Annotated in this window: 22 protein-coding genes and 1 tRNA gene; 17 read left to right on the top strand and 6 right to left on the bottom strand. The window is 35.9% G+C overall.

All coding sequences use genetic code 11. The features are described 5' to 3' along the window. Positions 1–59 precede the first annotated feature (59 nt). Positions 60–926: an Rgg/GadR/MutR family transcriptional regulator gene (locus BTR42_RS11935; RefSeq protein WP_061458153.1), complete on the top strand. Its 867-nt coding sequence runs from the start codon at positions 60–62 to the stop codon at positions 924–926. 269 nt (positions 927–1,195) lie between these two features. Here BTR42_RS11935 and BTR42_RS11930 read toward each other — a convergent pair whose 3' ends face one another. Next, the gene (locus BTR42_RS11930; protein ID WP_077497894.1) at positions 1,196–2,149 is read right to left on the bottom strand and encodes a S66 family peptidase; all 954 of its coding nucleotides are present in this window, start codon (positions 2,147–2,149) and stop codon (positions 1,196–1,198) included. 137 nt (positions 2,150–2,286) lie between these two features. Between BTR42_RS11930 and BTR42_RS11925 the strand changes: the two genes are divergently transcribed. From BTR42_RS11925 to BTR42_RS11905, 5 genes are all read left to right on the top strand, one after another. Next, a tRNA-Cys gene (locus BTR42_RS11925) sits at positions 2,287–2,357 on the top strand. Between the two features lie 315 nt (positions 2,358–2,672). After that, positions 2,673–3,440 carry a 30S ribosomal protein S2 gene (rpsB, locus tag BTR42_RS11920; RefSeq protein ID WP_012962617.1) on the top strand — a complete coding sequence of 256 codons (768 nt, stop codon included), beginning with the start codon at positions 2,673–2,675 and terminating at the stop codon, positions 3,438–3,440. A gap of 110 nt (positions 3,441–3,550) precedes the next feature. After that, a complete protein-coding gene (gene tsf, locus BTR42_RS11915; RefSeq protein WP_009855142.1) occupies positions 3,551–4,588 on the top strand; it encodes a translation elongation factor Ts in 1,038 nt (345 codons plus the stop codon). Positions 4,589–4,805: 217 nt separating this feature from the next. Then, the gene (locus tag BTR42_RS11910) at positions 4,806–6,002 is read left to right on the top strand and encodes an MFS transporter (RefSeq protein ID WP_061458152.1); all 1,197 of its coding nucleotides are present in this window, start codon (positions 4,806–4,808) and stop codon (positions 6,000–6,002) included. A gap of 41 nt (positions 6,003–6,043) precedes the next feature. Beyond that, positions 6,044–6,904 (top strand): helix-turn-helix domain-containing protein, encoded by an 861-nt coding sequence (locus tag BTR42_RS11905; RefSeq protein WP_009855140.1) that lies wholly within the window; start codon positions 6,044–6,046, stop codon positions 6,902–6,904. Positions 6,905–7,018: 114 nt separating this feature from the next. Here the strand turns inward: BTR42_RS11905 and BTR42_RS11900 are convergent, their stop codons facing one another. Beyond that, on the bottom strand, positions 7,019–7,483 hold the full coding sequence (locus BTR42_RS11900; RefSeq protein ID WP_009855139.1) for a COG2426 family protein: 465 nt from the start codon (positions 7,481–7,483) through the stop codon (positions 7,019–7,021). Positions 7,484–7,790: 307 nt separating this feature from the next. Then, a complete protein-coding gene (locus tag BTR42_RS12940; RefSeq protein ID WP_257787376.1) occupies positions 7,791–7,913 on the bottom strand; it encodes a hypothetical protein in 123 nt (40 codons plus the stop codon). A 282-nt stretch (positions 7,914–8,195) separates the two neighbouring features. Between BTR42_RS12940 and BTR42_RS11895 the strand changes: the two genes are divergently transcribed. Both BTR42_RS11895 and BTR42_RS11890 read left to right on the top strand, forming a co-directional pair. After that, a complete protein-coding gene (locus BTR42_RS11895) occupies positions 8,196–8,657 on the top strand; it encodes a CtsR family transcriptional regulator (protein WP_003066826.1) in 462 nt (153 codons plus the stop codon). Next, positions 8,654–11,095, top strand: a complete 2,442-nt coding sequence (locus BTR42_RS11890; protein ID WP_077497892.1) for an ATP-dependent Clp protease ATP-binding subunit — start codon at positions 8,654–8,656, stop codon at positions 11,093–11,095. Before BTR42_RS11895 ends, BTR42_RS11890 begins: the two co-directional genes overlap by 4 nt. Before the next feature lie 73 nt (positions 11,096–11,168). Here the strand turns inward: BTR42_RS11890 and dusB are convergent, their stop codons facing one another. Both dusB and hslO read right to left on the bottom strand, forming a co-directional pair. Further along, positions 11,169–12,146, bottom strand: a complete 978-nt coding sequence (gene dusB, locus BTR42_RS11885; RefSeq protein ID WP_009855135.1) for a tRNA dihydrouridine synthase DusB — start codon at positions 12,144–12,146, stop codon at positions 11,169–11,171. After that, the gene (gene hslO, locus BTR42_RS11880) at positions 12,139–13,005 is read right to left on the bottom strand and encodes an Hsp33 family molecular chaperone HslO (RefSeq protein ID WP_009855134.1); all 867 of its coding nucleotides are present in this window, start codon (positions 13,003–13,005) and stop codon (positions 12,139–12,141) included. Before hslO ends, dusB begins: the two co-directional genes overlap by 8 nt. 286 nt (positions 13,006–13,291) lie before the next feature. Between hslO and BTR42_RS12720 the strand changes: the two genes are divergently transcribed. The 9 genes from BTR42_RS12720 to BTR42_RS11840 all read left to right on the top strand — a co-directional run bounded on the left by BTR42_RS12720 (position 13,292) and on the right by BTR42_RS11840 (position 19,928). Continuing rightward, the gene (locus BTR42_RS12720; RefSeq protein WP_012962614.1) at positions 13,292–13,432 is read left to right on the top strand and encodes a hypothetical protein; all 141 of its coding nucleotides are present in this window, start codon (positions 13,292–13,294) and stop codon (positions 13,430–13,432) included. Positions 13,433–13,528: 96 nt separating this feature from the next. Beyond that, positions 13,529–14,398: a hypothetical protein gene (locus BTR42_RS11875; protein ID WP_009855133.1), complete on the top strand. Its 870-nt coding sequence runs from the start codon at positions 13,529–13,531 to the stop codon at positions 14,396–14,398. Further along, a complete protein-coding gene (locus BTR42_RS11870; RefSeq protein WP_077497890.1) occupies positions 14,395–15,609 on the top strand; it encodes a YcaO-like family protein in 1,215 nt (404 codons plus the stop codon). The genes BTR42_RS11875 and BTR42_RS11870 overlap by 4 nt, the downstream gene beginning before the upstream one ends. An 8-nt stretch (positions 15,610–15,617) precedes the next feature. Beyond that, entirely contained in the window at positions 15,618–16,433 is an 816-nt protein-coding gene (locus BTR42_RS11865; RefSeq protein ID WP_077497888.1) for a SagB/ThcOx family dehydrogenase, read from the top strand. After that, a complete protein-coding gene (locus BTR42_RS11860) occupies positions 16,427–17,410 on the top strand; it encodes a hypothetical protein (RefSeq protein ID WP_077497886.1) in 984 nt (327 codons plus the stop codon). The genes BTR42_RS11865 and BTR42_RS11860 overlap by 7 nt, the downstream gene beginning before the upstream one ends. Further along, the gene (locus tag BTR42_RS11855) at positions 17,400–18,266 is read left to right on the top strand and encodes an ABC transporter ATP-binding protein (protein WP_077497884.1); all 867 of its coding nucleotides are present in this window, start codon (positions 17,400–17,402) and stop codon (positions 18,264–18,266) included. Before BTR42_RS11860 ends, BTR42_RS11855 begins: the two co-directional genes overlap by 11 nt. Further along, on the top strand, positions 18,259–19,002 hold the full coding sequence (locus BTR42_RS11850) for an ABC transporter permease (RefSeq protein WP_077497882.1): 744 nt from the start codon (positions 18,259–18,261) through the stop codon (positions 19,000–19,002). Before BTR42_RS11855 ends, BTR42_RS11850 begins: the two co-directional genes overlap by 8 nt. A 12-nt stretch (positions 19,003–19,014) precedes the next feature. Next, positions 19,015–19,530 (top strand): LytTR family DNA-binding domain-containing protein, encoded by a 516-nt coding sequence (locus BTR42_RS11845; protein ID WP_009855127.1) that lies wholly within the window; start codon positions 19,015–19,017, stop codon positions 19,528–19,530. Continuing rightward, entirely contained in the window at positions 19,530–19,928 is a 399-nt protein-coding gene (locus BTR42_RS11840) for a hypothetical protein (protein ID WP_009855126.1), read from the top strand. The genes BTR42_RS11845 and BTR42_RS11840 overlap by 1 nt, the downstream gene beginning before the upstream one ends. 335 nt (positions 19,929–20,263) lie before the next feature. Here BTR42_RS11840 and BTR42_RS11835 read toward each other — a convergent pair whose 3' ends face one another. Continuing rightward, positions 20,264–21,541 (bottom strand): toxic anion resistance protein, encoded by a 1,278-nt coding sequence (locus BTR42_RS11835; RefSeq protein WP_061458149.1) that lies wholly within the window; start codon positions 21,539–21,541, stop codon positions 20,264–20,266. Between the last annotated feature and the right edge of the window lie 6 nt (positions 21,542–21,547).

Genomic DNA, 21,547 nt, shown 5'->3' with positions numbered 1-21,547 from the left:
CATAAAAATAATCACTTGAGATTTGATGGTGATTAAACATTTGACATAAAGGAGACTGTATGAAGCTTGAAAAGTCAATGCAATTAGGTGAATTGTACCGTGAATTAAGAATTGCTCGAGGCTTGAAATTGAAAGATATTGCGCGTGATAATTTATCAGTTTCGCAATTGTCACGTTTTGAAAATGGTCAAACCATGTTAGCGGCGGATAAATTGTTGATTGCTATTTCAGGGATTCACATGACCTTTTCAGAATTTGGTCATGCCATTAATAATTACGAAGAAACGAGTTTTTTTAAACTAGGAAATGTCATCTCTGATTTGTATAACAAGCAAGATATTGACGGTTTGCGTCGTCTGCTTGAGACTGATAAAAATACCGAATCATTTGATGTTTACAATCGTTTAAATGAATTAATGATTAAGATTACGATTCATTCTTTGGACCCTAGCTATGTTATCACAGAAGACGAAAAGAATTTTTTGACGTCTTATCTTTATGAGATAGAAGAATGGACAGAGTATGAGCTTTACATTTTTGGTAATACAATGACCATTTTATCTGATGATGACTTGATTTTTCTTGGAAAAGCATTTGTTGAGCGAGATAAATTGTATTTATCTTTGCCAAATCATAAGAAAAGTGCAGAGCTTGTTTTTCTGAACTTGATTTTGACCTTGATTAGTTATCGCAAAATTTACCAAGCGACTTATTTTATTGAATGTTTGGAGAAAATCATAACTTATCAAGATATGTTTGCGACGATTTGCTTGAATTTCTCGAAAAAAATTATTGCCCATATCGAAAGTGGGTCAGATGACCTTTCTGATTTGGAGCATTATATTGCTTGCGTCGAAGAAGTTGGCAATCCGACCATTGTTGCTTTTTTAAAGGCAAATCTATCAAGTCTTTTTGACCAAAACTAAACAAATAAAAACCGCCCTTACAGAGATTAGATAAGGGTGGTTCTTTTTGTGTCATGAAAAGAGTTTTGTTTAAAGTTTATTATTAAGGGTTGCTTATTAAATAAGTGGCAAAAGCAAAAAGATAAGAATAGGTAATAAATTAATTAAGCGTTTCAACATAGTAGATTTCCTCCTTAGATTATAACCCCATTTTAGCAGAGGAATTGATGAAATCGGTTTATTTGCAAATCTGCAAATGAAAATATTTTAATTATTCTTTTTTAGGGTATTTATTCCTCGATATGAATACTCAAAGTATCAGTGTCAATGCTTGCTTGTGCGCCGATAGTGATTGTAAAGAGTGGCTGAGTGTGGGCAAAATCAAGGTCATACATGACAGGAATGGTTTTAAGAAGTGAGTGCTTGTCTAGGATATAGGTTAATATTTCGGGTGTCATTTGGCATTCCTTTGGGAAGCGTCCGATAAGCACCGCTTTTGGATTGGGGTAAGCTTGTAAAATGGCTGCTAAATTGCGGTCAAAATCATGATAGTCATCTTCTTCTGCCTCTTCTAAGAAAAGGACATAATCGTTGACTTGAGGGGCGTAAGGTGTTCCGCGAAGAAGTCCAAAAGTAGATAAATTTCCACCAATAATGGTGCCAGAAGCTTTCCCTGCGTTGTAAATTTTCCATTCTGTTGGCATAAAATGACGTGGTTGTGTTGGGTCATACCAAGGGTCGCTCGACCACTCTTGACTTGGAACAAGGTCATAAGCTGATTTTGTCATGGCGTTTAACCAAGCCTTGCTCTGGTAATCTTGACCTTCTTTCATTTTAAAACTAGAATATGACGGTCCCATGTAAGTGAGGTTTCCAGTTTTAGCAAAAATAGCATTCAAAAAAGCTGTCGAATCCGAATACCCACAGATGATTTTAGGGTGTTTGGCAATTAAGTCGTAGTCAAGATAGGGCAACAGTTCGTTAGAATTAAAACCACCAATCGTAGCCAGAATAGCATCAACAGAGTCATCAGCAAAAGCAGCGTGCAAATCAGCAACACGGCTCTTGATTGAAGAAGAATAGAGCATATCAGATTCTAAGTAATGTTCTGAAAATGACACACGAAATCCTAGATTTTCTAACGTTTCTTTGGCAGAAAGGTTGGCTTCAAATCCACCCAAGCGAGCAATTGAATCTGACGGACTGAGTACGCGAATGTGACTGTTAGGACTTAGTTTTTTCATAAAACACCTCCAAAGATTTTTAGTATTATAGCATAAATCCCGTATTTTACAAGGAAATAGAATCGGTAAGATAAGTTCAGAATTTAAGAAATCTACTTGACGCCATTTAGATTTTAAGGTAGAATATTATTTGTTATGGCGGTATAGCCAAGTGGTAAGGCACGGCTCTGCAAAAGCTTGATCGTCGGTTCAAATCCGTCTACCGCCTTTATATAATGTGTTTACACCCAAAAGCCCGATTCTGTCGGGCTTTTGTTTTTGTGATAAGGGAACAAGAATTTATCATGGCAGATATTTTATGATAGGAAGTATGCAAAAATCTTTGCCAAAATACTTTAAAGAAAAGCTTCTTTAAAGTCGCATTTGACTTGTCAAAATGGGGCTTTTATGGTAAACTATGATAGTTGTATTATGCAACAAATACTCATTCTGGATGTATTGTGAACCTGTTGCTCTTTATGGGTGGGTTTGCAAGATGAAGTCTGGGAGAGGAAAAAAACATTATAAAAAGGAGAAACTACTCATGGCAGTAATTTCAATGAAACAACTTCTTGAGGCTGGTGTTCACTTTGGTCACCAAACTCGTCGCTGGAACCCTAAGATGGCTAAATACATCTTCACAGAACGTAACGGTATCCACGTTATTGACCTTCAACAAACTGTAAAAATGGCTGACGCAGCTTACGAATTCGTTCGTGATGCAGCTGCTAACGACGCTGTTATCTTGTTTGTTGGTACTAAAAAACAAGCTGCTGATGCTGTTAAAGAAGAAGCAGAACGTGCTGGTCAATACTACATCAACCACCGCTGGTTGGGTGGAACTCTTACAAACTGGGATACTATCCAAAAACGTATCGCTCGTTTGAAAGAAATCAAACGTATGGAAGAAGATGGAACTTTTGAAGTTCTTCCTAAGAAAGAAGTTGCTCTTCTTAACAAACAACGTGCTCGTCTTGAAAAATTCTTGGGTGGTATCGAAGATATGCCTCGTATCCCAGACGTAATGTACGTTGTTGACCCACACAAAGAACAAATCGCTGTTAAAGAAGCTAAAAAACTTGGTATCCCTGTTGTTGCAATGGTTGATACAAACGCTGATCCAGATGACATCGATGTTATCATCCCAGCAAACGATGACGCTATCCGTGCCGTTAAATTGATTACATCTAAATTGGCTGATGCTGTTATCGAAGGACGTCAAGGTGAAGATGCAGATGTTGATTTTGCATCAGAAGCACAAGCTGACTCAATCGAAGAAATCGTTGAAGTTGTAGAAGGCGACAACGAATAAGATTTTAAGGCTTAACAGTCTTTGATATGCTTTAAAACGGGGCAGAAAGCAAACCGCTCTGTCTCGTTTTTATTATTTTGGAAAACAAAAAATCCTGGAGGACATAAAAAATGGCAATTACTGCAGCTCAAGTAAAAGAATTGCGTGAAAAATCAGGTGCTGGTGTCATGGACGCTAAAAAAGCACTTGTTGAAACTGACGGTGACATGGAAAAAGCAATTGAATTGCTTCGCGAAAAAGGTATGGCTAAAGCAGCTAAAAAAGCTGACCGCGTAGCCGCTGAAGGTTTGACTGGTCTTTATGTTGACGGTAACGTTGCAGCAGTTGTTGAAGTTAACGCTGAAACTGACTTCGTTGCTCAAAACGCACAATTCGTTGAATTGGTTAAAGAAACAGCTAAAGCTATCGCTGAACAAAAACCTGCTAACAACGAAGAAGCACTTAAAGTTACTTTGGCTTCAGGTGAAACTTTGGAAGCAGCTTATGTTAACGCAACTGCAACTATCGGTGAAAAAATTTCATTCCGTCGTTTCGCTCTTATCGAAAAAACTGATGACCAACACTTTGGTGCATACCAACACAACGGTGGACGTATCGGTGTTGTAACTGTTATTGAAGGTGGCGACGAAGCTCTTGCTAAACAAATCTCAATGCACGTTGCAGCTATGAAACCAACAGTTCTTTCATACGAAGAACTTGATCAAGAATTCATCCACGATGAATTGGCTCAAATGAACCACAAAATCGATCAAGATAACGAATCACGTGCAATGGTTAACAAACCAGCTCTTCCACACTTGAAATTCGGTTCTAAATCACAATTGTCTGATGAAGTAATCGCTCAAGCTGAAGAAGATATCAAAGCAGAACTTAAAGCAGAAGGCAAACCAGAAAAAATCTGGGATAAAATCATCCCTGGTAAAATGGCTCGCTTCATGCTTGACAACACTAAAGTTGACCAACAATACACACTTCTTGCACAAGTTTACATCATGGACGACAGCAAAACTGTTGAACAATACCTTGATTCAGTAAACGCTAAAGTTATCACTTTCGCTCGCTTTGAAGTTGGTGAAGGTATCGAAAAAGCTGCTAACGACTTTGAATCAGAAGTTGCAGCAACAATGGCAGCAGCACTTAACAAATAAGAATAGCTTGCTAATAAAACTAACCACCTGAGATAGAAATCTCAGGTGGTTTTTGTGTGGATGTCTTATCAAAGAAATTGACTTGTGTGTAAAATTGTAGGGACTAACAGTTGTTTTTTAGAAAAAATCACAAAAAGATTATAAAAATTCTTAAACCGTTTTTTATATTGACAAAATAATATCATTAGTTATAATTAAATCAACGAAAGGACGATTTATGATATTAAGAAAGTATAAGGATTTTTGTCAATTATTCTTGGGACGACTTATTAGCAATTGCGGTGATTCGATTTATACCATTGTGTTATCGTGGTATGTGTTAGAAATGACTAATAGTGCTTGGTATGTTGGTGTATTAAACTTTTTAATTTTTATTCCTAATACCTTTTCTTTTATTTTTGGGAAAAAGATTGATTCTTTACCCAAAAAGCATTTATTGGTATTTTTGGAGTTGGCACAATTACTGGCTGTTTTGGGAATTGTTTTAGGTATTGCTTTGAGAGGTGTCAATGCTAATCTTAGTTTAGCGATTATTTTTAGCTGTGTTTTCATTGCTTCTACGGTTGGATTGAATACCTATACTGTGCAAGATGCTTTAGTTCCTAAAATTGTTCCCACCAAAGATTTAGCTAAGGCAGAGATGTATATGTCTGTGGCTTACAATGGGACGGAGTATGTTTTTACTGCGATTAGTGGTTTCTTGCTTTCTGTGCTGAGTTATATTCCCTTGCTACTAATTGATGTTTTGACATTTTTGAGTTCAATTTTACTTTTTAGGCAAATATCATTTAAAGAAAAGATTGAAAAGACACGTGAGCAGACGGATTTTTGGAGTGGTTTACGTTTTATCTGGCAAAATAAAGTGGTTTTCTCTATTACATTGGGAGGGGCTATTGTCAACTTTCTTTTCGGTGGTTTTAATGTTTACCAATTATTGATTGCTAAAGATGTTGGTAATTCAGCCTTTTATGGACTGTTAGTTTCTGCCTGTGCTGTTGGCACTTTATTGGGAACTACGGTTGTTGCTAATTTTGTGTTACAAAAATTCAGCTTAGGACAAGCCTTCTGGCTAGCGACTGCTATTTTTGGAATCGGGATTGGTTCTACGGCAATGGTGCATAGTCGTTTGGTATTATTGCTGATTTGGTTTATTTCATGTCTTTTTCTTGGCATAACACACGTTGCTCAAAAGCCTATTTTACAGACAGAGATTCCTGACGAGCATCTTGGGGAGGTTTTTAGTGCTTTCTATACGGTGACAATTCCAACTCTAGCAATTGGTTCACTCATTTTTGGGTATGTCGCTAAAACCATGTCGTGGCGTCTGTTTCTTGTCCTATTTGCAATGGCTTTATTACTAGTTAGTTTACTTTATTTCTCAAATCGTAAATTAAGGCATTATGATATTTCCTAAAGCTTTATTAATTGTTATAATATTAATGGAGTGGAGGGCGTATGATTACTGATATTGCGACGTTGATTAAAACTAAACGTAAAGAAAAAGGGCTAACTCAAAAAGAGTTGGCTGAAGGTATTTGTGCTCAAGCTGTCATCAGCAAGATAGAAAAAAATGAAACAACACCGTCAGTCGATTTGTTTTTTAAATTGGTTAAAAGACTAGATATTGACATGTCAGTAGTCTCTGAAATTTTTGAATTAACAAACGCCATTCATCACAATAGAGTTTATTCTGATAAAGTTAAACAATTGTTGTATATGAGGGATTATGAAAATCTGGTGTACGTCTTGAAAGCACTAGATAATACTAGTATGACAACAGAGGAACTTTTGTATTATGATTGGTTGCTGGCGATTACTGATTATATGACTAAACAGGTTAATCTACCAGAAACCATTCAAAAATTAGAAAAATTGTTACCTCAAGTTAAAAATCATTATTTCCAACTTTATTTAAAAGTTGTGTCAGCTATTGCTAGTATTTATAGTGAGAATCATGAAGATGAGCTAGCTTTACAATATTTTGAGTCGATTATTGATGATTACCAAGTTAGTGATGATTTTCGTGACCGTGTGACTTTTCTATATAGCATTTCTCGCGCTTATTTTGTAAAAGGCGATATGACTAACTCTTTAACCTATATTTCAAGAGCCATAGATGAGATTTTAGAGAAAAAATCAATTTATTTATTAGGTGATTCTTTATTGATGAAAGCCTATGTTTTAGATGAAACAAAACTCTATGAAGAGGCAAAAAAATACTGTCGCAATGCCATTACCATTTTTGAACTAGAGAATAAAGAATTACTCAAAAATATGGCTCAAAAGTTATTGATAGATATTGAAGAAAAAATTTAACCACCCAAAATACTTGTCTCAGGTGGTTTTGTATGCTTGAGAAATCTTGCTAACAGTTGATAAAAAAACAATATTAAAAGAGCTTAGTTTGTTTTCTAAGCTCTTGTTTTTGTTTTAGCTAAATGCTCCTAAGCCGAGAATTGTTAGTGTTCCCATGATTAGTCCTGCGAGGATAACACCGAGCATAACTGCAATAACGCTTTGTTTGAAGTTCCAATCAAGGATTGATGCGGCTAATGTTCCAGTCCAAGCACCTGTTCCAGGAATTGGGATACCAACAAAGAGCAATAAGGCGATAAATAGTCCACGGTCACCAGCCGTCTCAGCTAGTTTTTTTCCACCGTTGTGACCTTTTTTCAAACACCAAGTAAAGAAACCACCGATAACTGGTTTATCTGCTCCCCATTCAAGCACACGACGTGCGAAGAAGAAGATAATTGGAACGGGAAGCATATTGCCGACAACCCCGATAATAAGTGCTTGCCACATTGGAATACCAGTGGCGATTGCATAAGGAACAGCGCCACGAAGTTCTACAAGAGGAACCATGGCAATCAAAAATGTAATAATATAGTTCATTTACTTGAAACCTTTCATTTGTTACAGATTTTATTGTATCCTATCTCTTGAGCAAACACAACTAAAATCTGTCTTTCGTTGAAATTCTTTTGCCTTATTTTGGACTGAAAATGGCATTATGATTGGTGTGATTGGCTATTTGATTACCTTTCTTTGACAAGGAGTATTAACTCGTGCTATAATAATGATAACAACAAGGAGAATTTCAGAGTAATATCTGAATACAAGAAAAGCACCCTGTCCGCCAAGACTAAGGGTGCTTTTTTATGCGTTGCTAACAACCTTGCAACGTCTCAGAGAAGGACAACTATTTTTTGTTATCATCAAAATGCTTCTCTATCCATTTCGTTCCAAATAGCCGTGCTAAGTGAATCACAACATAGTTAACTATATTGCGAACGATAACCAAAAGAAGAGCTTGGCACAACATACTAACACACCTCCTTTCGCAGGCGATTGGGGTTTTTGGTTGCCAAAGCGTACACAGTTGGGGTGTTAGAGTACTCAATTTTTGCTTGCTGAATTCGCTCAAAATGCTGTATTGGATAGATTGCCTTTATTTTTATGAAACTCGAGATGGAGATATTAAATTTATCTAAATTAGTAGGGCTTATTCTCCCCTAAAAAGGATATTTTTGTTATAATGATAGTCAGTTATAGTCAAAGATAGTCCATTTGGAAATGGTCATTAATCTTGAAAAGGAGGAAGCTAATGGCAAAAAATACATCTGATAGTATTGAAGAATACATTAAGCAATTACTTGCCCAATCAGGTATTGCTGAAATTAAGCGGTCAAACTTGGCAGATACCTTTCAAGTTGTTCCTAGCCAGATTAATTATGTGATTAAAACGCGTTTCACGGAAAGTCGTGGTTATACTGTCGAAAGTAAACGTGGTGGCGGAGGTTATATCCGCATTGCCAGAGTGCGTTTTTCAGATCAACATCAAATGTTTGGTAATCTTATGGCAAACATTGGTGAACGTATTAGTGAGCAGGTTTTCACGGATTTGATTCAGTTGCTGTTTGATGAAAAAATCATTACTGAACGTGAAGGAAATTTGATTTTAGCAACGGCTTCGGATGATGTTCTTGGCAAAGATGCTCCAGAGATTAGGGCACGTATGTTGCGGAAAATTTTACAAAGATTAGATAGAAAAGGATTCCATTTATGAGTGAGTATTCGATAAAAATGCAAGAGGTTTTCAGTGTTGCTCAATACCAAGCAGCGCGTTTTGAAAGCCCATATTTAGAAAGTTGGCACGTCCTTTTAGCCATGGTTGCTATCCATGACTCAGTCGCAGGGCTAACATTTGCGGAATACCAAACTAAAATCGTCTATGAAGAGTATGAAGCGGCAGCTGTTTTAGCCATTGGGAAATCACCGTTAACGGATGTTGACAGAGTTCATTTTGTAGAGCAATCTAAAGCTCTTAGTGATGTTTTAGCATTTGCTGAGTCTATTTGTCAGGTGACTGGTGGTAACGAAATCGGGACAGAACACGTGCTTTATGCGATGTTGTTAAACCTTGATTTATTTGCCACACGTTTGTTAGAAGTTGCTGGTTTTAAAAACAAAGAAGACGGTGACGCTGTTCGTTTGATTGATTTGCGTAAGAGTTTGGCACGTAATGCTGGTTTTACAAAGGAAAATATCAAAGCTATTCATGAACTTCGTAAGCCGAAAAAATCGACAATGGGCGGTGCTTTTTCTGAAATGATGAAACCACAGTCAACAGCGGGGGATTTGTCAGATTTCACGCGTGATTTGACAGAGATGGCACGTCAAGGAAAATTAGAGCCTGTTATCGGTCGTGAAAAAGAAATTTCTCGTATGGTGCAGGTGCTCAGCCGCAAAACGAAAAACAATCCAGTTTTAGTAGGGGAAGCTGGTGTTGGTAAAACGGCTCTTGCTTACGGTTTGGCACAGCGAATTGTCAATGGTGCGATTCCGTATGAACTCCAAGGCATGCGTGTTTTAGAGCTTGATATGATGAGCGTTGTGGCTGGTACGCGATTCCGTGGTGATTTTGAAGAACGCATGAACCAAATCATCTCAGATATTGAGGAAGACGGTCATATTATTCTTTTCATTGACGAAGTGCATACGATTATGGGTTCAGGCTCTGGAATTGACAGCACTTTGGATGCGGCTAATATTCTAAAACCAGCGCTTGCGCGTGGTACGCTTCATATGGTTGGTGCGACAACGCAAGAAGAATATCAAAAACATCTTGAAAAAGATGCGGCGCTTTCTCGCCGTTTTGCTAAGATTACCATTGAAGAACCAAGTGTTGAAGATGCTTACCAAATCTTGCTTGGGTTAAAGAAATCATATGAAGATTTTCATAATGTGGTGATTTCTGACGAAGCTGTTTTAACGGCTGTCAAAGCTGCGCATCGCTATTTGACAAGTAAAAATCTTCCTGACTCAGCGATTGATTTGCTTGATGAAGCAAGTGCAACGGTTCAAGGTCTGGTGAAAAAAGAAGCGCCAGCTACTTTGACACCTGCTGATAAAGCTATTTTGGAAGGTGATTTCAAATTGGCAACGAAATTGCTGAAAGAGTCACGCAAGAAGCCAAATCGTAAACCAACTGCTGTGACAGAAGATGATATTATGGCAACGCTCAGTCGTTTGTCAGGTATTCCTGTTGAGAAAATGACACAGGCAGATAGTAAGAAATACTTGAACCTCGAAAAAGAACTCCATAAGCGTGTGATTGGCCAAGATTCAGCTATTTCAGCGATTAGTCGTGCTATTCGTCGTAATCAAGCGGGCATTCGTACAGGCAAACGTCCGATTGGGTCGTTTATGTTCTTGGGCCCAACGGGTGTTGGTAAAACAGAGTTGGCTAAGGCACTAGCAGAATTGCTATTTGATGATGAATCTGCTCTTATCCGTTTTGATATGTCTGAGTATATGGAAAAATTTGCGGCGAGCCGTCTTAACGGAGCTCCTCCAGGATATGTCGGTTACGAAGAAGGTGGCGAATTGACTGAAAAAGTTCGCAACAAACCTTATTCTGTGCTTCTATTTGATGAAGTTGAAAAAGCCCACCCAGATATTTTCAATGTGCTTCTCCAAGTGTTGGATGACGGTGTGCTGACGGATAGTCGTGGTCGTAAAGTTGATTTTTCAAACACGATTATCATCATGACGTCAAATCTTGGAGCAACCGCTTTGCGTGATGAAAAGACAGTTGGTTTTGGTGCGCGTGATATGGCTCATGATTATGAGGCAATGCAAAAACGCATCATGGAAGAACTCAAAAAAGCTTACCGACCTGAATTCATCAACCGTATTGATGAAAAGGTTGTTTTCCACAACTTAACTCAAGAAAATATGCGTGATGTCGTGAAAATCATGGTTAAACCATTGATTGCGACACTAGCTGAAAAAGATATTACGCTAAAATTCCAACCATCAGCATTGAAATATTTAGCCGAAATTGGATACGACCCAGAAATGGGAGCTCGTCCGCTCCGCCGTACTCTGCAAGATAAAGTTGAAGATGAATTATCAGAGCTTATTCTATCAGGCGAATTGGCAAGTGGAAATACCCTTAAAATCGGCGTTTCTAAAGGGCAACTCAAATTTGATATTGCTTAATAATAAAATAAAAACAGCTGCTAAGTTTAACTTAGCAGCTGTTTTTGGGTTTGTTATCGGTGAAATTTCTCAATCATCGTAAGCTGTTAAAGATTTCTTTGACTTCGTCGATGGTTTCTGCGCGTGAGACAGCTCCGCGGATTTTGGCAGCGCCAGCGGTACCACGGAGGTAGTGTGGGGCTAAGCCACGGAATTCACGGACAGCGATTTTTTCACCTTTGAGGTTGATGAGACGTTTGAGGTGGTCTTCTGCGATGTCCAATTTTTTGACAAATGGAAGGTCTGGCAGTTCTTCGCCTGTTTCAAAGTAATGATTGATTTGGGTGAAGATGTATGGATTGTTCATGGCTGCGCGTCCAACCATAACGGCATCAACACCGATTTCTTCAATCATGTATTTAGCATCGTGAACGTTACGGACATCACCGTTTCCAATAAATGGAATTTTGGTAATGGCTTTTGAAACACGAGCAAGTGTCTCGTGGTCACATGTTCCAGTGTACATTTGCTCACGGGTACGTCCATGCATAGCAAGGGCAGACACACCAGCTGATTCGGCAGCAAGTGCATTTTCAACAGCAAGCTCACTATCTGACCAGCCAGTACGCATTTTGACAGTCAATGGAATATCGAGAACAGAAGTGACTTCATTGATAATGTGATAAATCTTATCAGGGTCTTTGAGCCATTTTGCGCCTGCTTCATTTTTGACAACCTTATTCACAGGGCAGCCCATATTGATGTCAACGATGTCAGCTTTGGTATTTTCTTGGATGAATTCAGCTGCGCGTTTAAGTCCGTCTGCGTCACCACCAAATAATTGGATTGACATTGGATGCTCATTTTCATCAATGTGAAGCATGTGAAGAGTTTTTTCGTTATTGTAGAGGAGACCTTTTTCAGAAATCATCTCCATGACAACTAAGCCAGCTCCAAATTCTTTTGCAATCGTACGAAAGGCAGAATTTGTCACTCCTGCCATGGGTGCTAGCACCGTACGGTGAGGAATTTCAACATCACCAATCATAAATGATGAGCTGAGTTTAGTCATTGATTAATCCCTCCAAGTCATTTTCGGTGAAGTTGTAAGTTTTACCACAGAATTGGCAAGTAATTTCGGCACCGTGGTCCTCGTCTTTCATGGCTTTGAGTTCTTCTTTGCCAAGAGTGACAAGAGCAGCTTCAAAACGTTCACGTGAACAATCACAATTGAAGCCGATTTCTTCTTCAGCAAGGACTTTGTACTCATCCTCGCCATAGATTGCTTTTAAAAGAGCTTCAACGTGGTCGTCAGATTCCAAAAGTTTTGAAATAGCAGGCATTTCTTGGATACGTTTTTCATAGCGGTTGATTTCTTCTTCAGAAGCACCTGGAAGGACTTGCAACATAAAGCCACCAGCGACTTCGACCTTGTCATTGTCGTCAAGAAGAACGTTAAGCCCAACGGCAGAAGGTGTTTGTTCAGATTCAGTCAAGTAAAAAGCCAAATCTTCACCGATTTCACCTGAGACAAGTGGTGTTGAAGAAGTGTAAGGGTTACCTGTACCGTAGTCTGTGATGACAACGAATTGACCAGCACCCATGAATGGTCCAACCATGACTTCGCCAGTAGCGGTTTTTTTAACATCAACGCCAGTATTTTGAATGTAGCCTTTGACATGTCCTTTAGTATCAGCCACAGAGATAATGTGACCAAGTGAGCTATCACCAATAACTTTGACGGTTACTTTGCTGTCTCCTTTCTGATTGGCAGCTAGGATTTGATTGGCAATAAGTGTTCTACCTAGGGCAACAGTAGAGCTAGAAAGTGTTTGATGTTTTTCTTGTGCAGTTCTAACCGTCTCAGTGCTATCAAGCACATAAGCACGGAAAGAACCAGATTTTGAAATTGATTTTATAAGTTTATCCATAAGAACATTATAACACAAAGCAAATTTGATGGGCTAGTATTGTGGTTGGTAAAAGCGTAATCATAAAAGAGTATTAAAATGCATCTTATTGTTAGAATTTAGCATCTTATATTGAAAAAATTCCAAATAGAAAAAATCAGTTGTACAATAAAATTGTCAGAGATGACAAATCTAGATGAGAAGAGGATATTGTATGGAAAAGTATAAGAGGTTAATAATCGCTTTTAGCATTTTGTACGGTTTGATTTATGGTATTTTGTTCTTGTTTTAGAAAGGGGAGAGATCTATGGAACAACTAGAACTGAATGATTATCAAAAAGTTGGTTTAGAAGTTCAAAAATTGGATACAGATGACTTTTTGGCTAGTGATCAAATGAACTGGAGCGTTACCCTATGCTGCTGTCCATGTTGTTGCTGTTGCGTCTAATCAGACCTATGCAGATGTAGTTGTAAACAGAAAGTGCTATAGTTTGAAGCTGTTTTTACCTATAGCACTTTTTTTATGGTTATAAGTGGGTAAAAAATGAGAAGTGATATAAATTATATAGTTGATAAAAATAATAAAATCTACGTTAAGGATAAATCTAATATCTACGAGTTTAAAAATATTTCAGATACTTTATTTATTAAGTATTGGAATGAAATTCAAGAAGGAAATTTTACTATCGATAATCAAAAATCTCCCCTGAAGTCTCAATTGTTGAATTTTTTAAATTCTATTAAGGCATTTTCAGAGCCTGAAACATTTGAAGAACAGTTGAAGGATATGGGGTTAGGGAAAAAACAGAGTTCTTTCTCAGACTATACGATTGGTATCTGTGGTGAATCTGATTTAGTTGATATCTATTTAAATCATTTCCCATCACGTTTTAAAAAGTTGGAAATAGGCAGTGATGATTCAGAAAAATATGATTTTGGATTGATAATTGGTAGGGAAGACAATACAAAACATTATCTCGAATTAAATGAAATCATGTTTGAGAAAGGTATTCCTTACAATAGTTTGTTGTTTTCAAAATTTGAGGTCATAGTTGGTCCTTATACTATTCCCAATCAAACATCTTGTTTAAAATGTATGAGATTGCATGAGTTAGATAATAACTTTTATGGTCATATTTTATCTAAATTTACAGCTATCTCGGATAGAAACGAGGAAGTTATCACAAGTGAAATCTTAAATCTTGGTTTCTCTTTTTTAGAGGCGCAAGTGGTAAAACAAATTTTGAATTCTCAAGAGGTAGCAATTGAGATTGAAAATGTTCAGAAGGTTCTTTCTTATCAATTTTTAGAGGGAATGTGGGAAGAGCATTATTTGTTGAAGCATCCAGAATGTGAGCTTTGTTTCCCTGCTAGCGAACAAAATGAGCAGATTTTTGAGGTGAACTTAAAATGACAGTAACTAAAGCAGATAATTCTATATTTGTTGATGAGAAATACGGTTTAATAAAGAATATTTATAATTTGCCAACTTTTGCTGGGTTGCCACGGATACATGTGAAAATGGCTTTTGGGGGGAATTATTTTACAGCAGGTTTTAATGCAAGTGGCGCAGGAGTTACAGCGCAAGCTGCAGAAAATTCGGCTATTGGTGAGTATATTGAACGGTATTCATGTCTTCACCCAAGAGAAAAGATTAACTACTCAGATGTCCTTACCCAAATTGCCCCAACGGTTTTTAATCCAAATGCCGATAGTTGTATAGAGCATTATCAGTGGATGAAGGCGATTGATTGTATTCATAATTCAGAAGTTGGTGTGCCAGTAGATAGTGTTTATTTGACATATAGAAGCAATGATAAAGCATGGATTACTACTTCGACTGGAGCTGCTTGTGGAGAAAATCTAAATCAATGTTTGTGGAAAGGGATAGCAGAAATATTAGAACGTGATGCATTCCAGTACATTTGGCGTAGGCAGTTGCCCTGCCGTAGAATACTTATCGAAGAAAATGAAACCTTAAAAAATTTTTTTAATAAATACATTAAATCCCCTTATATTAATTTTAAACTTTATCAAATGGAAATGGATTGGGAGGTTCCTGCAATATTTGGTATAGCTTCTTTCCCAAATGGAGGCTGTGTTGTGGGAGCGAGTGTTAGAAAAACATGGTTAGAAGCTTGTGAAAAGACATTGATTGAATTATCTCAAAGTATTATTGGATACGCAGCATTAATTCTAGATAGTAAGCGAGAAAATTTTGAAGATTATTCAAAAATCAAAGAATATCAAGACCATTCATTACTATATATTTCTGATAACATGACAAAACATTTAGCTTTTTTAGATAATGGTGGTACCTTTAAAATTCCTAATGAACACAAATCAGATGATGATAAAAAAATTGCTGAATTTTTTATTAATGCTGTGAAAAGAATTGGCAAAGCAGTTTATTTTGTGGATGTTACTTCTTGTGAATTGCGCTCATTTAAGTGGCTTGTTGGAAAAACTTTGATTCCTAATATGTTAGATATTGAGCCAAATTTTATTGATATTTTAAAATCAGAACGTTTAGAAGAAATTGATCAGAATTTAATTTTACAAGGGAAACGAACAGCCGAAGAACTCCATAACCCTCAGCCGCTTGTGCCACATCCATTCCCTTAGGAGTAAATATGGAAAATTTTAAATTTACAATGATTAGTAATCATTATGCTCAAAAAATTTCTCAGAACAATAAGTTATTACAATTATTTCACCAAAATACAAAGCATAGTAAAAAGTATTTGCTGAGAAATATGTTTCAATCAAGGGTTTTATTAAATAATCCTAACTTTTTAAAAGCGAGTTCGTTTGTAGAAAAACAATATCCGCTTTTTCCAAAAATTACTTTAAAAAAACGAACAGATGATACCTTAATGCGAAGTTTATATTATAGGCGTTCTCAAGTTAAAATTCCTATAAAATCAAGTGCTTTAACAGAAAAGATTGTTTCTGATTTGTTTTGGTCTGGATATGGGGTGAATTGTAAAGGAACACGTGTAACACCATCAGGAGGAGCATTGTATCCACTAGAATTATACGGTTTGATTTTAGAGGATTGTGGAAAAATAAAAAGAGGATTATACCATTATAGACCATCTCTTAATGCTATTGAACTCATTTCTGACGATGAAGAAGTATTTGATATTGGTTCATATATCATGATGTTACAAAATTTAGAAAATCCGTCTGTTATTTTCTTTACAACTGCTATTTTTAATCGTATGACTTTTAAATATGATGCGCGTGCCTATAGATACTTACTATTAGAAGCAGGGGCAATGGCTCAGAATATATCATTGGTTGCAACAAAATATAATCTAGTTAGTACTTTTATTGGTGGAACAGATGATTTTAAAGTTGAAAAAGTATTAGGAATTGATGGAGTTAATGAAAGTTTAGTGAATTGTCTATTTATTACTAAAGATGGGAGTTGGGGAACATGGTAGAGATGTATTCTTTGAAGCGGGGAACATTATTTCCTTACAATACCTTATATTTTATTTTTCAAACAACACCATCTTTTGGGCAAAAACAATTCCATTGCATTGAACACATGGTGATGCGTGAGATAATTAATTTATACCCGTTTTTAGATTCAAAGTTAAGGGCTGTAACAACATGTGATTATATTAAATTTCAATGTTTTGATAAAACTTTTAATTTAGATCAATTGAGTGATTTTATAAATTCACAAAAGTGGTTGACGGAATCAGGTTTTAAGTTAGCCTTATCAGAAATAAAACAAGAAGATGCTCTATCAAATCAGACTTCTGGAGCACTGTTAGAAACTATTAAGGGTAAGAAAGAAAATTATGAACTGACTTTTCTAGAATTTTATGATGCTTTTCAGTTAATTAATAATTTTAGTTACCTATTGTGTAGTGAAGGAGTTTCTAGCTCTTCAAACTTTAGAAAGAACTTTCTCATCAATAAAGATTCAAAAAGAGAAACGCATGTGGACAAAGGAATGGTTCCTTATAATGGCGTTAATTTCTTTTACCGTTACATGATGATACCAATGACTGAATTTCCTAATTTGAGTAGTATTTATTTCTTACAGGATTTTACAAATACTATTAATCAAAAAATGCATAAGTTCCGCAACTTAGGAATATATTACTCGTTTTGTTTTTGTAAGTATTATAAAAAGTATGTAGAACTATATATTGTTGTATCAGAAAATCAGCTAATAAAAAATTTTGAGAGTAAAGTTGTTAAATACTTAGAAGAGATTTATAGAGGTTATGATTATATCCCTATTAGAATTGGTACAAATAGCAAAATACTTGAATTTAAAGAAGACCTAGTTGCGTTATACCTTAGTGATGAGTTCGCTAAAACAAGTGAACCGCTGTATAATCAGACACAAAAAGATTTTATTAAAAAAATAATTTGTTTACTTGGAGGGAATTGTGGTAAGTGAAGAACTTTTTAGATTAACACGGATAAAAAAGTCTTTTGGAGAAAAAAAGGTTCTAAAAGGAGTTGATTTAACCGTTAATAAGGGAGATATTGTTGGATTTTTGGGACTAAATGGAGAAGGAAAATCAACTTTAACAAAAATTTTATTAGGACTAATTACTCAAGATGAAGGTGAAGTTATTCGAAATTTTAATGTAAAAAAGGATGCTGGAGTTATGCTTCAAGAAATTTCGGTACCTGAACGTATGAAAGTTATCGAATGGATTGATATGATTAGGCGCTTTTCTAACAGTTCAAAAACTTCAGAAGAAATTTTAGAAGCTGTTAATTTATCTAATGAGCGTCATAAATATTGTAATACTTTATCAGGTGGGCAACAAAGAAGGGCGCAATTCGCGACAGCAATCGCAAGTAATCCTAAAATTTTAATTTTGGATGAACCAACTGTGGGAATGGACATTGTATCGAAGAGAGCTTTTTGGGATACCTTAATCAATTTTTCTTTTGAATCTGATTTGACAATTATTCTAATTAGCCATGATTTAGAAGAGGTATCAGAGTTTTGCAACAGAATTGTTGTATTAGACAAAGGCTTTATTAAGTTGGATCATAAAATGGTGGATATCAATAAGCAGTTGCAGAATAATTCCTTATATAGTCTAGAAAAATCAAGTATAACTGAAAAACGATTAGAAGCAATGAATCATTTGATTTTTAAATATGAAAATGACGAGCTCCTTTTTACCGATTCCGATATAGATACTGTTGTTTTTGATAATCATATTTCTGTTAGATTGTTGAACAAAAAACAAAAGACATTGCGTGAATTATTTATGGAGGTTTTGGAAAATGATTGATGTTCGTAATATGATATTCTTGATTCTTCTTGATATAAAACGTGTTTTTAGAGATATAAAATATGTCTTTTTCATTATAGCTTTACCGATACTATTTTATATTGTTTACACAGCGATATTTCCAAATAATGCTAATGTTAACGGTGTTCCTTGGTCGGAATATTGCTTGATTTCAATGATTTCATTTGGTATCATGGGAAATGCTATTAATCTTTTAGGGACAAAGGTTGCAGATGAACGAAGTAAAAAATGGTACACTTATATACGAGTTTCCCCTGTTAATTACTTTTATTATGGATTAAGTCATATTTTTTCTTACTTAACAATATCATTGTTTTTTACTTTTTTGATGTTTGTTTTAGCATTTTTCTATAAAGATATTAACTTGGGATTGGTATTGTCGTTAAAAATAGGACTAGTTTTAAATTTAGCTAGTGTCGTTTTTTTAATGTTAGCACTATTAATTGGTAGACTAGGAAGTTTATCACAACCCATAGGGACAATTTTATATTTGATGTTATCTTTTTTGGGAGGGCTATGGATGCCAGTTGCAGCAATGCCAAAATTTTTGTCACATTTAGCAGTACTTTTACCATCTTATAATTATGCTAAGCTTGGGTGGTGTCTGTTGGCGCATAAAAGATTAGCTTTTAATTCAGTTGGAAATTTACTAGCATACTTTGTTATTTTTACTCTGCTATATGTCTATTTACAAAAGAGAGAACAAATGAATTAGAAAGAATTGTTTATGGAAATAAAAAAATATTTTGGTGATATTTTAGAACTTAAAAAAAGATTGGCAGCTTGGAAGGATTTACCTCTTTCAGTTGTTATTGATGAAAAGTCACCTAAGGATATTTCACTTATTTTTGGCAATTATTCTGACAAGGAAGTTATTGATTTTTTTGAAACAAATTTTCACCCTAGTTATCGACATATTATTGGTTATAAGCAGGAAGATGGCTATGGTGATATTTTAGTTAAATGTGATTATAAAAGTATTCTTTATTTTGAAGGAATTGGAGATAAAGTTTACGCTTATTCTTCCGATATGACAGTTCTGCTAAAAAATAGACTCTATGAGGTAGAAGAATTTAGTAGATTTTATGTTAGGATTAGTAAATCATTTGTCGTTAATATTTTAGCTGTTGAAAAAATTCTTCCAGCTCTAAATGGGAAAATATTAATTGCATTGAGTGATGGTCAAGAGCTAGTTGTCACTCGTAAATATAAGAAACAATTTTTAGAATATTTGGAGGCTTAATGTCAAAAGTTTTAAGGAAGATAGCTATAATCATTTGTGTTGGAGCAATATATAATCTTTATTTTGCAATTTTAAATGGTTCAGATCGCTTAATTTTCAACTTTATTTCTTTTTTAATTATTGCTTATATTGAATTAGTCATATTAGATGCTTTATTTTATACATCGTTGATTTTTCAGAGAAATGGATACTTACAAATTATAACGATATTTTTACTTTCAAGTGTCTGTGAAATACTCTATGCAGAGATTAATGGGGCAGATTTACGAGCTTCTATTGACCTTGTTATTCTTGGAATTCCACTTACTGTGTTTGGTCTGGTGGCTTGGAAATGTTATTTGACTAAAGTTAATAATCTACTAATTAGAAAAAAGAATAGTTTCAAAGAACAACTATAAGAATAAAACGAAGTTGAACACGTATGTCAGCTTCGTTTCTTTATGCCGTGGCTTGGACTTCAAGTCTATTTTGGATTAATAACAAGAAAAATGGATGAGAAATAGAATTTCTATGAAATTCCTAGCTTGCCTTTTAATTTTAGAATGTAGTTGGCTAGTATTGTGGTTAGTAAAAGCGTAATCATCTGTGAGAAAATCAGGGTTTTAAGTCTGGTAGTTTGTTTGGAAAAGTAAAACTGCCCTATTCCTTAAAGTGAGGAGCAAGGCAGTTGGTAATTTTTATGATGTTGCAGTTAGTTGATAGCGAGTTGCTCGCATTACACTAGGCGATTCTCTTAGTCGTTTTCTGGTGTGACGTCTTTCTTTTCGACCTTTTCTTGGCTTTCTTTACCTTCGTTGAGGAGAGCTTCAACGATTTTTTGGTCACGAATTTTAACAGAATCGTTGATTGTCTCAGCAGATTTGACAACGGCTGCTTCGAGTTGAGCACGCTGTTTTCGACCGTTGTCGATTGCAGCAATAATGCCGTTATTTTGTTCGACGAGGCTTTCAGCAAGTGCGGTCACGGATTGGATTGAAACGGTTGGGCTTTGTGCTGTGCGTTCGAGCATTGGAATGGCTTCTTTGCTTGTTTCAGCAAGCATTTGAAGCGCAGCGTTATTAGCATTGACAATAGCATCAGCAGTTACGCCAGATTTGACCGATTGTTGTAGAATACCGAGTTGGGCAATTGACAATTTCATTGTCGGAATGGTGTTGCGACGTAGCATACCAAGTTTTTGACGCATATCTGATGACACTTTAACCATGTTGCGCATTTGTGGCGTTGTTGTCCAAGCGACATAAAGGCGACTGAGGTATTCGGTGTGTTGTTGTTCCAATGTATTGATAACTTCGGTCATGCGTGCCAATTCGTCTGATTTTGTTTGGTATTCAGGCGTTGCGCTATCAAGCGTAGCAATTTCGTTTTGCAATTGGTTAGCACGGTTGGCACCTTCGGTTTGAGCGGCTTCGATGAAAGCAATGACACCGACAAGATTTTCGATAGATTTGTTATTGTCCTCAATAAGCATTTCAGCAGAGACAATGTTACGTGCTAAGGTTTCTTCTTGTTTGACAACAGCGGCAGCCATGCCATCCATTTTTTGTTCAATATTTTGCGAATCAAAATAGAATTCTTGCAAAGTGTCTTTACCTTGTTTGAAAAGTTTTTGCAAGAAATTTGGTTTCTTTTCAAGCTCAGCAGGTTTAGCGTCTTTGTATTTGGCGATAAAGCCGTTTAGTTCGCGGTTGGTGTTTTTGAGCAATTCATCTACTTGAGGAATTTCAAGTTTCTTTTGCTCTGACAAAATGCGATTGACAGTCGTGTTGACTTCCTCAACAGCTGATGTTCCAAAATCAAGAAGAGCATTTTGGTCAGCAACGAAATTATCAACCAAAGCAGGTGCTTTAGCTGTAATTGCTGATTGTTGTTCAGGTGACAATTTGTCGTAGAATGAGACTTGTCCTGTTGAGCTGGTGTCGCTTGAAACAATAATTTCAGTTGTTTTATCTGTTTTTGTAATCGCATTTTCAGCAATTTTATCAATATCAAAGTTGAAAGTATCAGCCATTAGAAT

The organism is Streptococcus gallolyticus subsp. gallolyticus DSM 16831, from assembly GCF_002000985.1.
GTDB classification, from domain to species: Bacteria; Bacillota; Bacilli; order Lactobacillales; family Streptococcaceae; genus Streptococcus; species Streptococcus gallolyticus.
This window is presented reverse-complemented; position numbering and strand designations above follow the sequence as displayed.